This window comes from Bacillus alveayuensis (assembly GCA_030812955.1).
Taxonomy (GTDB): domain Bacteria; phylum Bacillota; class Bacilli; order Bacillales; family Aeribacillaceae; genus Bacillus_CB; species Bacillus_CB alveayuensis.
The window spans coordinates 189,382-203,147 of the sequence record JAUSTR010000001.1; the positions used below are offsets into that span (position 1 = coordinate 189,382).

General features: G+C 37.9%; 10 protein-coding genes and 1 other annotated feature. Of the genes, 9 read left to right on the forward strand and 1 reads right to left on the reverse strand.

Annotated features, from left to right (window positions below; translation table 11 throughout):
* The first annotated feature begins 13 nt into the window (after nt 1-13).
* The 3 genes from J2S06_RS00945 (at nt 14) to pheT (ending at nt 4,826) form a co-directional block, all read left to right on the forward strand.
* On the forward strand, nt 14-766 hold the full coding sequence (locus J2S06_RS00945) for a TrmH family RNA methyltransferase (protein ID WP_419151005.1): 753 nt from the start codon (nt 14-16) through the stop codon (nt 764-766).
* Nucleotides 767-816: 50 nt separating this feature from the next.
* Nucleotides 817-1,056: a binding site (T-box leader), on the forward strand.
* Between the two features lie 308 nt (nt 1,057-1,364).
* Nucleotides 1,365-2,399 carry a phenylalanine--tRNA ligase subunit alpha gene (gene pheS, locus J2S06_RS00950; RefSeq protein ID WP_044893448.1) on the forward strand — a complete coding sequence of 345 codons (1,035 nt, stop codon included), beginning with the start codon at nt 1,365-1,367 and terminating at the stop codon, nt 2,397-2,399.
* A gap of 12 nt (nt 2,400-2,411) precedes the next feature.
* Nucleotides 2,412-4,826 carry a phenylalanine--tRNA ligase subunit beta gene (pheT, locus tag J2S06_RS00955; protein ID WP_419151006.1) on the forward strand — a complete coding sequence of 805 codons (2,415 nt, stop codon included), beginning with the start codon at nt 2,412-2,414 and terminating at the stop codon, nt 4,824-4,826.
* A gap of 56 nt (nt 4,827-4,882) precedes the next feature.
* Here pheT and rnhC read toward each other — a convergent pair whose 3' ends face one another.
* The gene (gene rnhC / locus J2S06_RS00960; RefSeq protein ID WP_419151007.1) at nt 4,883-5,809 is read right to left on the reverse strand and encodes a ribonuclease HIII; all 927 of its coding nucleotides are present in this window, start codon (nt 5,807-5,809) and stop codon (nt 4,883-4,885) included.
* A gap of 154 nt (nt 5,810-5,963) precedes the next feature.
* Between rnhC and zapA the strand changes: the two genes are divergently transcribed.
* The 6 genes from zapA to J2S06_RS00990 all read left to right on the forward strand — a co-directional run bounded on the left by zapA (nt 5,964) and on the right by J2S06_RS00990 (nt 13,674).
* Nucleotides 5,964-6,221, forward strand: coding sequence for a cell division protein ZapA (gene zapA, locus J2S06_RS00965; protein WP_044893450.1), 258 nt, complete (start codon nt 5,964-5,966; stop codon nt 6,219-6,221).
* Between the two features lie 6 nt (nt 6,222-6,227).
* On the forward strand, nt 6,228-6,782 hold the full coding sequence (locus tag J2S06_RS00970) for a CvpA family protein (RefSeq protein WP_044893451.1): 555 nt from the start codon (nt 6,228-6,230) through the stop codon (nt 6,780-6,782).
* A gap of 85 nt (nt 6,783-6,867) precedes the next feature.
* The gene (gene polX, locus J2S06_RS00975) at nt 6,868-8,580 is read left to right on the forward strand and encodes a DNA polymerase/3'-5' exonuclease PolX (RefSeq protein ID WP_044893452.1); all 1,713 of its coding nucleotides are present in this window, start codon (nt 6,868-6,870) and stop codon (nt 8,578-8,580) included.
* A 34-nt stretch (nt 8,581-8,614) separates the two neighbouring features.
* Entirely contained in the window at nt 8,615-10,981 is a 2,367-nt protein-coding gene (locus tag J2S06_RS00980) for an endonuclease MutS2 (RefSeq protein ID WP_419151008.1), read from the forward strand.
* 16 nt (nt 10,982-10,997) lie between these two features.
* Nucleotides 10,998-11,408, forward strand: a complete 411-nt coding sequence (locus J2S06_RS00985) for a DUF350 domain-containing protein (RefSeq protein ID WP_044893454.1) — start codon at nt 10,998-11,000, stop codon at nt 11,406-11,408.
* A 574-nt stretch (nt 11,409-11,982) separates the two neighbouring features.
* Entirely contained in the window at nt 11,983-13,674 is a 1,692-nt protein-coding gene (locus J2S06_RS00990; protein WP_419151009.1) for a long-chain-fatty-acid--CoA ligase, read from the forward strand.
* Nucleotides 13,675-13,766: the final 92 nt, after the last annotated feature.

The following is a 13,766-nucleotide window of genomic DNA, read 5'->3' on the forward strand; positions in this document are numbered from 1 at the left end:
AGCTTGACATAAATTGAAGATGATCGAATCTCAGCAAAATCCAAAAGTAAAAGCATGGAAAAAGCTGTTAACCAAAAAAGGGCGTGATCAAACAGGATTATTTATTATTGAAGGTTTTCATTTAGTTGAAGAAGCGCTTAAAGAGCAACATGTAGTAAAAGAGATCATGAAAACTAAAAATGTGGAAATTCCTGCGACATGGGATGTGACTGACGTACCAATCGTAACCGTGACAAATGAAATTATGAAAGGTATATGTGATACGGAGACGCCGCAAGGAATAGCATCTGTTTGCAAGCAGCAAAACGATCACTCAACAAAATACTTTCGAAAGTTCATACTAGTGGATCGAGTACAAGATCCAGGAAATCTAGGTACTATTATTCGAACAGCTGATGCTGCAGGCATAGATGCCGTCATATTAGGAGCTGGAACGGTAGATGTATACAATGCCAAAACGATACGGGCGACACAAGGTTCGTTATTTCATCTTCCTATTTTAAAAGGGGATTTAACCACCTTCATTGCTCAATTAAAACAACGCAATATTCCGATTTATGGGACGTCCTTAACGAATGGTGTTTCGTATAAAGAGGTGTCACCGACTGAATCGTTTGCAATCATTGTCGGCAATGAAGGGAACGGTGTTTCTCAAACATTGCTGCAAATGACGGACAAAAATTTATATATTCCTCTATACGGGAAAGCAGAATCTTTAAATGTAGCGATTGCTTCATCAATTCTTATGTATCATTTCGTCCATTAATGTTGCCAGCTGTTTCGTTTTTGCATATAATAAAAATCAATTGAATATGTTTAACAACAATGAAGGAGAAAAGTAGTTTACAAATCGCCATCAAGGGAGAAAATGCCGTAGACTGGAAGCATTTTTATGGTAGATGTAAATGAATTCACCTCCTGAGTTGGCACTTGGACCATGCACGATGTTCGTGTATGTAAAGGTGTACCGGGATAACCGTTATCGTGAATGAAGCGAACAGAGTCAAAGCGCTCTGTTAAAAAGGGTGGTACCGCGGAAATAATCTCGTCCCTTATGTTAGGGGCGAGTTTTTATTTTGTTTTGATGAGGCTGTTTTTGTAAACTATGTTTTCGACTGTCCATGAACCGAACAAAGCACGTGGTCGGACAAATGTAATTTGTCCGACCGTCGCCTTTAGTTCGGTTCACGTCACACTACACGCGTGACATAGCCAGCGTGTCGCATGCCTGGACAGTCGAAAAGCGATGGTAAAGCAACAATCTTTTAGAAAAGAGCCTTTGATAAAATGTCAAAGTACATTTTAAAAAAGGCGGAAACGTCCCACCTCACTATTTAAAAAGAAGTATATAAAGGAGGATGAATATGCAAGAGCAATTATGGAAGCTTCGTGACGAAGCACTTGAACGTATTCAAAAAGCAGCAGATTTAAAAATGTTAAATGATGTACGTGTATCCTATTTAGGAAAGAAAGGACCGATTACGGAAGTACTTCGCGGAATGGGAAAACTCTCAAAAGAAGAAAGACCGAAAATTGGAGCACTAGCCAATGAAGTACGTGAAGTCATTGCTGCTGAAATTGCGAAAAAACAAGAAAAACTTGAACAAGAAGAAGTGGAAAAGAAGCTGGCTGCTGAAACGATTGATGTTACATTACCTGGAAGACCTGTACATATCGGAAATCCTCATCCTATTACGTCTGTCATTGAAGAAATCGAAAACTTATTTTTAGGAATGGGCTATGAGGTGGCAGAAGGACCTGAAGTGGAGACAGATTATTACAACTTCGAAGCTCTTAACTTGCCGAAAGGCCATCCTGCCCGCGATATGCAGGATTCCTTTTATATTACAGAAGAAATCTTAATGCGTACTCATACATCTCCTGTTCAAGCAAGAACGCTAGAAAAACATAAAGGAAAAGGCCCAGTAAAAATTATTTGTCCTGGTAAAGTTTATCGACGTGATACAGATGATGCGACACACTCTCATCAGTTTACGCAAATTGAAGGTCTTGTCGTAGATGAAAACATTAGAATGAGTGATTTAAAGGGGACGCTTGAGGTTTTTGCGAAAAAATTGTTCGGAAAAGACCGCGAAATTCGTCTGCGCCCAAGTTTTTTTCCATTTACGGAACCATCTGTTGAGGTTGATGTATCATGTTTCTCTTGTGGGAAAAAAGGATGCAGCGTCTGTAAAGGAACTGGCTGGATTGAAATATTAGGAGCTGGAATGGTTCATCCGAATGTTCTTGAAATGGCTGGATTTGATTCGAAAAAATATCGTGGTTTTGCATTCGGAATGGGACCAGAGCGGATTGCGATGTTGAAATACGGCATTGATGATATTCGCCACTTCTATACAAACGATCTAAGATTTTTAAAACAGTTTAAACAAGCTTAAGGAGGTTAAAAAATGTTCGTTTCCTATAAATGGTTGTGCGAATATGTGGATTTAAGCGGTATTTCTGCAGAAGAGCTGGCGGAAAAAATTACGAAAAGCGGGATTGAAGTAGAAAGTGTGGAAGTACTGAATAAAGGGATGAAAGATGTTGTCATCGGCCACGTTCTTAAAAAAGAACAGCATCCAAATGCTGACAAATTAAATAAGTGTTTAGTTGATATTGGCGAAGAGGAGCCTGTACAAATTATTTGTGGAGCACCGAATGTAGATCAAGGACAAAAAGTAGCTGTTGCCAAAGTCGGTGCAATTCTCCCAGGAAATTTTAAAATCAAAAAAGCAAAACTTCGCGGTGAAGAATCAAATGGTATGATCTGCTCTTTACAAGAGCTTGGGATTGAAGGCAAGCTCGTTCCAAAGGAATTTGCGGATGGAATTTTTGTATTCCCAAATGATGTGGAAGTTGGTCAAGATGCTATTCAGCAGTTAAATTTAGATGATCAAGTGCTTGAGCTTGGATTAACGCCAAACCGCTCAGATTGTTTAAGTATGATCGGAGTAGCGCATGAGGTTGCGGCAATTTTAAATCGCAATGTGAAGCTTCCGGATCCTTCTTTTAAAACGAGTGATGAGAAGGCTTCTGATTACATTTCCATAAAGGTTGAGGTCATAAAAGACAACCCATTATATGCGGCACGTCTTATTAAAAATGTGAAAATTGCTCCATCACCATTGTGGATGCAATCCCGTTTAATGGCTGCAGGAATCCGTCCGCACAACAATGTTGTCGATATTACAAACTATGTACTATTAGAATATGGCCAGCCACTTCATGCCTTTGACTATGATCGCATCGGCTCTAAACAAATTTTAGTGAGAAGGGCAAACGATGGCGAACAAATCGTAACCCTTGACGATCAAAAACGTGAGTTAACAAATGGTCATCTTGTCATTACAAATGGAACAGAACCAATCGCTTTAGCCGGTGTTATGGGGGGAGCAAACTCCGAAGTGGTCAATGATACGACGACAATCTTATTAGAGGCAGCCTATTTTAATGGTCAAACGATTCGCAAAGCCTCTAAAGACCATGGTTTACGAAGCGAGGCTAGTGTCCGCTTTGAGAAAGGCGTTGATCCGAATCGTGTCAAAATGGCGTTAGAACGGGCAGCAGAACTGATTTCACAACTAGCAGGCGGAGAGGTTTTAGAAGGTATTGTTGAAGTGAATCATCTTGAAGCGCAGCCAAAGTCCATCAATATAACAGTGGAACGGATTAATGAAGTATTAGGGACAAGCATTGAAGCAAATGAAATGGTGGACATTTTCAATCGTTTGCAATTTGAAGTCGTTGAAAAAGAGGGAACATTGACCGTAACGGTTCCGACTCGCCGCGGCGATATTGCAATTGAAGAAGACTTAATTGAAGAAGTTGCACGCCTTTACGGGTATGACAACTTGCCGACGACATTGCCTGTTGCTCCACAAACACCTGGCAAATTGACCATTTATCAAGAAAAACGCCGTAAGGTTCGGCAGTTTTTAGAAGGTGCTGGTTTATATCAAGCTATTACGTATTCGTTAACAAGTGAAGAAAAAGCGTATCGATTTGCTCTTGAAAAAAGTGAGCTTACAAGATTAGCGCTTCCAATGAGTGAAGATCGCAGTGTACTTCGTTTAAGTTTAATTCCACATTTGCTTGAGACGGCAAAGCATAATCGAGCACGTCAAATGGAAGATGTGGCTGTTTATGAAATTGGCTCCGTCTTTATAGCAAATGATGAAAATGAAAAGCCAAGCGAAAAAGAACGTTTAGCTGGTGTGTTAACAGGAATATGGCAAGAGCATTTATGGCAAGGAGAAAAGAAACAAGTTGATTTCTTCGTTGTAAAAGGGATTTTAGATGGCTTATTTGATTTGCTAGGCCTTTCCGGTCAAATTGTATACAAGCAAGCAAAGAGGGACGATATGCATCCTGGAAGAACAGCCGAAATCTATTTGCAGGAAGAACTGATCGGCTTTGTAGGCCAGCTTCACCCATTTGTTCAAAAGGAGTACGATTTATCGGAAACGTACGTATTTGAACTGGCCCTAGCTATTTTACTAAACAAAGAAACAGCTCCAGTCGTATATGAGCCAATTCCTCGTTTCCCGTCTATTTCTCGTGATATTGCATTAGTAGTAGATCGAAATGTTTCGGCAGGAGAGCTAGAAAAAGCCATTGTAAAAGCAGGCGGGAAATTATTAAAAGATGTAAAAGTATTTGATGTTTACGAGGGAGAGCATTTAGAAGCTGGTAAAAAATCGGTTGCCTTCTCTTTACGTTACTTTGATCCTGAGCGGACGTTAACGGATGAAGATGTCATGAGAGCACATGAAAAAGTTTTATCTTTTGTCAAAGAAAAGTTTGGCGCTACATTACGAGGTTAAAAATTTATCAGGCTGTCAGCTATAGGACAGCCTGTTCTGTACACTTGAGTTTTCATTCATTTTTCATAGATGGATAAAGCTTTTTTCGTATTGGCAAAATGCCGCTTTGTGAAAGTAGAGAGTGCCTCTTTTCCTTTTATTTCAATTAATTTTGCACAAGCTTCATCTACGATTTTTCCTGCACCTTTTGGCAAAGGAAAGCCTGCCATTTCCGATAGTTTTTCTATTTCTTTTAAAAAAGCATATCGGGAAATAATCGATGCGATCGCCACTGAAACGTGAATGCTTTCGGCTTTTGTGCTAAAAAATGTACGATCCTGAAAAGGTATGTCCTTATTCAAATTATGCCGAAAATATATGGATGGTTCCACAAACTGATCGATCAGGATGGCTTCAGGCTCTTTTGGCGCTATTTTTTTGCAGACGTGATCAATGGCTTGATTGTGAAGCATCGCTTTCATTTTTCCTTGACTCATCCCTGATTGCTGTAGTTCATTATATTTTTCATTTTTTAAAATAAGTAAACTATAAGGGACTGTTTGGATCAGCTTCCCAGCCAATGCGATAATTTGATTGTCTGATAATTTTTTAGAGTCTTTGACTCCTAACGATTGTAAAGTCGAAATCTTCTCTTTAGCAACATAAACAGCGGCCACTGTAATGGGGCCGAAATAATCACCCGTGCCAACTTCATCTGAGCCGATGACAGACATGGTGGAAATCCGCTCTGGAGGACTGTAGCGTGTCTTTTTTATCATTGGCTTTGTTTCTGCTATATGAAATTGGATCCATTTTTCAGCTTCCGTTTCGCTTTTTTTTCCTTGAAATAACACTTTACCAGAACGATAAGCCGTAATGGTGCAGCCTTCGACTCTTATTGCAAACAATGCTCCTTGGGGATAACTGTCTACTAAATAAGGGCTATAATATTCTTTCAATTTTATTAAATCGGTTTCGTTCAATGTTACCACTTTGTTCGCCAAAAAAAGAACCTCGCTTTCCATTATACTCTTACTACTATCTTAACCTGTTTTCTCATCATCTTTCCATAATGCAATTAATCGTGTTATGATAAAAATTAGGATTTTGTTCGAATTGATAAGCTGAAGTTTTATTGAAAAGGATGGAGGTTTGACTTTGTCTGATCAGCCGAAAAATAAAACGACTGTTAATATATATGGGCAGCAATTTTCTATTGTTGGACATGAAAGTACAAGCCATATGAGGCTTGTTGCATCCATTGTTGATGATAAAATGCGAGAAATTAGCCGAAAAAATCCGACGTTGGATATTAATAAGCTAGCTGTTTTAACAGCAATAAATGTTGTTCACGACTATATTAAACTAAAGGAAAAATATGAAGCTCTAGAAAGACAACTACAAGAAAAGGATTGAATAAACATGCTAGATCTTATTTTGTTGTTCTTTTTACTTGGTGGTATTCTCATAGGAGTAAAGAGAGGTTTTATCCTTCAAATTATTTATTTTGCCGGTTTCATCATCGCTTATATTGTTGCTGTTATGTATTATGATGATCTTGCTCAAAATTTAAAGCTTTGGATCCCGTATCCGCAAGTAGGTGAAGAAAGTCCGGTTTTCGCCTTAGTAAATGGAGAACATCTTGAAAATTCTTATTATCGAGCCGTTTCCTTTTTTCTTTTATTCGTGGGAACAAAAATTGCTTTGCATATCATTGGCTCAATGCTGGACTTTGTAGCGATGCTGCCGATTTTAAAGCAAATCAATCGAATACTTGGCGCCATATTCGGCTTTGTTGAAACGTACCTCCTTTTATTTCTAGCCTTATTTATTGCTGCGCTGCTTCCGATTGAAAGCATTCAACATTTATTAAGTAATTCTATATTGGCAAACTTAATTGTGAATCATACTCCATATTTTTCAGATAAAATTCATGAACTTTGGATTACATATATCGGTAACGCAAAAATGCTGTAAAGGACGAGGCGATTTGTAAATCCCCATCGTCCTTCTCTTTTCCGTATTCATAACGAAACTTTCAATAGAATAAGGGGTGTAACGTTTGGAAATTCATAAAAAAAAGGTTATTCAATTGCTTGAAACGATTGCCGTATATATGGAGCTTAAAGGGGAAAATCCATTTAAAATATCAGCCTTTCGGAAAGCGGCGAATGCACTTGAAAAGGATGATCGAAGCCTTTCGCATATTCATGACTTTACGACGATTTCCGGGATCGGCAAAGGAACATCAAGCGTTATTAAAGAGTTTATCGAAACGGGTAGATCTGAAGTTTTAGATTCATTGAAAAAAGAAGTGCCGGAAGGTCTTATTTCCCTCCTTGAACTTCCAGGATTAGGAGGAAAGAAAATTTCCAAACTATATCATCAATTAGGAGTACATGATCTTGAGACATTAAAGAAAGCTTGTGAAGACAAAAAAGTACAAAAATTGCCTGGATTCGGGTTCAAAACAGAGGAAAAGATTTTAGCGGCCATAAACGAATTGGGAGCTCGCCCAGAACGATTGCCAATAGCTTATATGTTGCCAATTGCTGAAAAAATTGAACAATATGTTAAGGAATGTAAAGATGTGTTGCAGCTTTCAAGAGCTGGGAGCTTGCGAAGATGTAAAGAAACTATTAAAGATTTAGATTTTATTATTGCGACGAAAAACCCCGAAATCGTTCGGGAGCATTTGTTAGCTTTACCAAATATGGAAGAAATCATTGCGAATGGAGATACAAAAATTTCCTTGCATTTACATGAAGATGTACCTGTTAACGTTGATTTTCGTCTTGTCGAGCCCCATGCCTTTGCAACCGCGTTGCATCATTTTACTGGTTCTAAAGAACATAATGTACGCATCCGTCAGTTAGCGAAAGAGCGTGGGGAAAAAATTAGTGAGTACGGGGTAGAAAATATTCAAACGGGGGAAGTCAAAACATTTCAAACGGAACATCAGCTGTTTCAGCATTTTTCCCTGCCATTTATCCCGCCGGAATTAAGGGAGGACGGTACAGAGGTCGAGTGTTATCAAGGTGGTCTCATTCATTTACGAGATATAAAGGGAGACCTTCATATGCACTCGACTTGGAGCGATGGAGCGTATTCTATTCGAGAAATGGCAGAAGCATGCCGAAAAAAAGGATATCAATATATGGCCATTACAGACCATTCCCAATATTTAAAAGTCGCAAACGGCTTGACACGAGAACGTTTAAAAGCCCAGGCGGAGGAAATTGAACAATTAAACAAAGAGTTTTCTGATTTCACGATTTTAAAAGGTGTTGAAATGGATATTTTACCTGATGGCACGTTAGATTATCCAGATGGTGTTTTAAAAGAACTCGATTTTGTCATTGCATCGATTCATTCAAGTTTTCATCAATCACAAGATATCATTATGAAAAGGTTGATACAAGCGCTTAAAAACCATCATGTCGATATGATCGCACATCCGACTGGAAGATTGATTGGAAAACGAAACGGTTATGATGTGGATATCGATATGCTAATAAAACTCGCAAAAGAAACAGACACCATTTTAGAGCTTAATGCGAATCCGAATCGACTTGATCTATGTGCAGAATATTTGAAAAAGGCTCAGGAGCATGGTGTGAAAATTGCCATCAATACAGATGCTCATAGCCTTGAAATGCTAGAACATATGACAATCGGTGTTTCCACTGCCATAAAAGGGTGGATTCGACGAGAAAATGTCGTAAACACGTGGGAACTAAATAAATTGCGCAGCTATTTAGCGAAGAAAAAATGATATTTGAATGTTTAGTGAGCAGGAGGTATGATGATTGCAAGAACGTGTTTTAAAGATATTAGAATTTGACAAAATTAAAGCTCAATTGAAACAATATGCTTCCTCCTCGTTAGGCAAAGAAAAGGTCGATGAGCTTGTTCCATCGACGGACTTTTTAGAAGTACAAAAATGGCAAGACGAGACAGATGAAGCATGCACCGTTTTACGATTAAAAGGTCACGCTCCACTTGGAGGACTAAAAGATGTTCGTGAGCATGTTAAGCGGGCGAAAATTGGTGGAGTGTTAAGTCCGATCGAGCTTATTGAAATTGCGGGAACTTTGTACGCTTCAAGACAAATGAAGCATTTTATTGAGGGGTTAGTAGAAGAAGAGGAGGCTTCTCTTCCTTATTTAACACAATTTGTTCATGAAATAACGGTTTATACTGACCAGGAAAAGCAAATTAAACGTTGTATAGACGATAATGGTGACGTATTAGATACAGCAAGTGAAACGTTGCGTTCGATTCGTGCACAATTAAGAACAACGGAAGCCCGCATCCGGGAAAAATTGGAATCCATCATCCGATCTAACGCTCTACAAAAGATGTTATCAGATGCAGTTATAACTATTCGAAATGATCGATATGTGATCCCAGTTAAGCAGGAATATCGAAGCGCTTTTGGGGGTATTGTACACGATCAATCTTCATCTGGAGCAACATTATTTATTGAGCCCCAAGTAATTGTAGACTTAAATAATGCATTAAATCAAATTCGATTAAAGGAAAAACAAGAAATCGAAAAAATTTTGACGGAGCTTTCATCAGAAATTGCGGAGCATGGAGATGGCATTTTCCACAATGTCAACATGATGAAAGAAATCGATTTTATCTTTTCAAAAGCAAGATATGCGAAAAAATTGAAGGCGACAAAGCCTGAAATGAATGATAAAGGAATCATTAAGCTGTATCAAGCACGTCATCCATTGTTGAATCAAGATGAGGTTGTTCCAAATGATATGGAATTAGGTGAAAAGTTTACTTCCATTGTCATAACAGGACCAAATACAGGAGGAAAGACCGTAACATTAAAAACGATCGGCCTATTAACCTTAATGGCACAATCAGGCTTGCAAATCCCTGCTTTAGACGGCTCGAAAATGGCAGTCTTTGATTCTGTTTATGCTGATATTGGTGACGAGCAGTCGATCGAACAAAGTTTAAGTACGTTTTCTTCACATATGACGAACATTGTTGACATTTTAAAAAATGTTGGTGACTGTTCACTTGTTTTGTTTGATGAATTAGGGGCAGGTACAGACCCACAAGAAGGTGCTGCATTAGCGATTGCAATATTGGATGAAGTGTTAAATTGCGGTGCTCGTGTAGTGGCAACAACTCATTACCCTGAATTAAAAGCATATGGCTACAATCGAGAAGGAGTCATCAATGCAAGTGTGGAATTTGACATTCAAACTCTTTCACCGAGCTATAAGCTTTTAATCGGTGTGCCTGGACGAAGTAATGCCTTTGAGATATCACGAAGATTAGGGCTCGATGAGCATGTAATATCTAGAGCAAAAATGCATATGAGCACAGATCATAATGAAGTGGATTCGATGATTTCTTCGCTAGAATATAGTAAAAAACAGGCTGAAATCGAGTTAAAGGAAGCAAACGAAATTCGGAAAGAGGCCGAAAAGCTTCATCAGGAATTACAAAAACAAATCATTGCTTTTCATAACGAGCGTGACCGGCTTTTGGCTGAGGCGGAAAAGCAGGCAGCTAAAAAAGTGGAAGAAGCGAAAAAGGAAGCAGATGAGATCATTCAGAAGCTTCGCAAAATGCAAAAAGAACAGCATGCACTAATTAAAGATCATGAATTAATTGAAGCCAAAAAACGGTTGGAATCAGCGGTCCCTCAGTTTAAAAAATCACATGCTGTTCAAAAGCCGAAATCTTCATTGAAAGGAAAAGACTTAAAACCAGGTGATGAGGTTAAAGTCATTAGTTTAAATCAAAAAGGCCATTTAATCGAAAAAGTGAATGACAAGGAATGGCAAGTCCAAATAGGAATCTTAAAAATGAAAGTAAAAGAAATGGATTTAGAATATATTAGCCGTCCAAAGCCTGTACAAGAAAAACCTCTTGCGACAGTGAAAGGGAAAGATTATCATGTCTCATTAGAACTGGATTTACGTGGAGAACGGTATGAAGATGCTCTTTTACGGGTTGAAAAATATTTAGATGATGCTATTTTAGCTGGTTATCCAAAGGTAAGCATTATTCACGGAAAAGGAACAGGTGCCTTAAGGGAAGGAGTTCGTGAATATTTAAATAAACATCGTGCCGTAAAAAGTATTCGCTTTGGGGATGCTGCTGAAGGCGGAACAGGAATTACGATTGTTGAACTTAAATAATTTGGGGAGATCGAAAATGAATCCATTTTGGGAACATGAATTAGTACAGACAGCTGCTTACTATAGTGTTGTGATTTTATGTGGGATTGTATTTTTAGCCATTTTTGAATTAGTCACTAAATATAAAAACTGGGATGAAATCAAAAAAGGTAATCTTGCCGTCGCGATGGCAACAGGTGGAAAAATATTTGGCATTTCCAATGTATTTCGTTACTCAATTGAGCAGCATAACACACTTTTTGAAATGATCGGCTGGGGATTATACGGGTTTACACTGCTATTGTTAGGGTATTTTATTTATGAATTTTTAACACCGCGATTTAAAATAGATGAAGAAATTCAAAATGATAATCGAGCAGTTGGATTTATATCTATGGTCATTTCAATCGGGTTATCTTATGTAATCGGAGCTGGAATTGGCATTTAGGGGAGAGTTTGGATGGAAACATTAGCGAAAGTATTATTAGCCCTATGTGGAGTCTTTGTTGTAATCGGTATAGTTTTTTTACTTTTTTTTGCTTAGTTTTCGTTGTTTCTTTAAAGATAAAAATGAGAGGTTTTTAAGGCAATTGGTGATTCGCCGATTACTTTTAGTCTCATTTCCAAAAGATATTCTTATTCATCTTCTTTTCGTTTAAGTGAGAAACGGTTTTAAAAAAGCTGTCCCATATGTATCTACCCCATATTTTTGTGCATTTATTTCAATTCAGGCATATATTTTGTAAGTAGGGGATGATACTAGGATTGGGACAGTTTCTTTTTTATTGGCTTTTTTCGTAAAGCTTCACGCTATAGCGTGGCAAAGCAAACGTATATCTTGCTTTACAACCATAGCTTTTCGACTGTCCAGGCAAGCGACAAGGTTTACGAAAACAGCCTTTAGAAAACAGCCTTTTTATAAGAATGAAAATTTCCATTTTTTATTACACTTGGATTCGAAAAATAATTATATTTCTGAAAATAATTTGATATAATATTATAAAAGAAAAGGAGGCGAAGAAATGACAAATAACCGTCCTTGGTTGAAGCATTATCCTCCTGAAATTCCATGTGAAATCACTTGGGATAAAAAGCCGCTCCATCAATATTTAAAAGCAGCGGCGGAAGAATTTAATGATCAGCCGGCGATTCATTTTCAAGGAAAAGAGCTGACGTTCCAAGAACTTTATGAGCAAACGTTAAAGCTGGCCAACTATTTGCAAAATATTGGTGTTAAAAAAGGTGATCGAGTTGCTATTATGCTTCCAAACTGTCCGCAAGCTGTTATAGCCTATTACGCAGTATTAGAAGCAGGAGGCATTGTTGTTCAAACGAACCCGTTATATACTGAGAGAGAGTTGAAATATCAAATGATCGATAGCGGCAGTACTGTCATGATAACATTAGATTTGCTTTATCCTAAGGCCGTAAAAATGAAAACGCTAACAAACCTAAAACATATTATTGTCACAAGTATAAAAGATTATTTACCATTTCCGAAAAATATTATCTATCGCTTCATCCAAAAAAGGCAGAATCAAATGGTTGTTCAAATCGAAAAAAGCAGTGAGGTTCATTTATGGAAAGATATTTTAAATGCGTCATCTCCTTATGAATTGAATATGGAGAACAACGTGGCAGAGGATATCGCTATTCTTCAATATACTGGTGGTACGACAGGGCTTCCTAAGGGAGTAATGTTGACACATGAAAATTTAGTGTCTAATACGAAAATGTGTGCAACATGGATGTATGACTCTAAACGGGGTAGGGAATCTGTGCTCGGAATGCTCCCTTTTTTCCATGTATATGGGATGACAACCGTTATGAATTTGTCCATTATGGAAGGCTATAAAATGATTCTTATTCCAAAATTTGAAGTAGGCGAAGTTCTAAAAGTGATTGAAAAGCAAAAACCTACCTTGTTCCCAGGCGCACCGACCATTTATATCGCTTTGTTAAATGATCCGCAATTTAAAAAATACGATTTATCTTCTTTAAAATATTGTATTAGTGGATCAGCTCCTCTTCCGGTTGAGGTTCAGGAAAAATTTGAAAAAGAAACAGGTGGAAAACTAGTTGAAGGGTATGGTTTATCTGAAGCTTCACCTGTCACACATAGCAATTTTTTCACAGCTCATAACCGAAAAAAAGGAAGTATAGGAGTTCCTTGGCCGAATACAGATGCAGCGATATATTCAATGGAAAAAGACGGTTTTGCTGGGCCGCATGAGCTTGGTGAATTAATTGTAAAAGGACCTCAAGTGATGAAAGGATATTGGAACAATCCTGAAGAAACGGCTTCTGTGTTAAAAGATGGCTGGCTGTTTACAGGAGATATTGGATATATGGATGAAGATGGGTATTTTTACATCGTTGACAGAAAAAAAGACATGATCATAGCTGGTGGATATAATATTTATCCTCGTGAAATTGAAGAAGTATTGTATGAACACGAAAAAGTAAAAGAGGTTGTAGTGGCAGGAATACCTGATCCATATCGTGGAGAAACAGTAAAAGCGTATGTTGTTTTAAAGGAAGGCATGCAAGCTACTGAAGAAGAGCTGGATCAATTCGCCAGAAAGCATTTAGCAGCATATAAAGTACCGAAAATATATGAATTTCGCCAGGATCTTCCTAAAACAGCAGTTGGGAAAATATTGAGGAGAAAATTAATTGAAGAGGAAAAAGAAAGGCTAGAAAAGACTCATTAAGTCTGCCTTTAGTACATGGCAGATTTTTTTATCTAGAAAAAGGACAAGGGCTGCTTGACAAAAACATTGCACATCGTTAAGATAGAAATATG

Coding starts and splice junctions, on each gene's coding strand:
- pheS (WP_044893448.1), top strand. CDS start 1,365: ATGCAAGAGCAATTATGGAAGCTTCGTGACGAAGCACTTGAACGTATT.
- pheT (WP_419151006.1), top strand. CDS start 2,412: ATGTTCGTTTCCTATAAATGGTTGTGCGAATATGTGGATTTAAGCGGT.
- J2S06_RS00970 (WP_044893451.1), top strand. CDS start 6,228: ATGCTAGATCTTATTTTGTTGTTCTTTTTACTTGGTGGTATTCTCATA.
- J2S06_RS00985 (WP_044893454.1), top strand. CDS start 10,998: ATGAATCCATTTTGGGAACATGAATTAGTACAGACAGCTGCTTACTAT.
- J2S06_RS00990 (WP_419151009.1), top strand. CDS start 11,983: ATGACAAATAACCGTCCTTGGTTGAAGCATTATCCTCCTGAAATTCCA.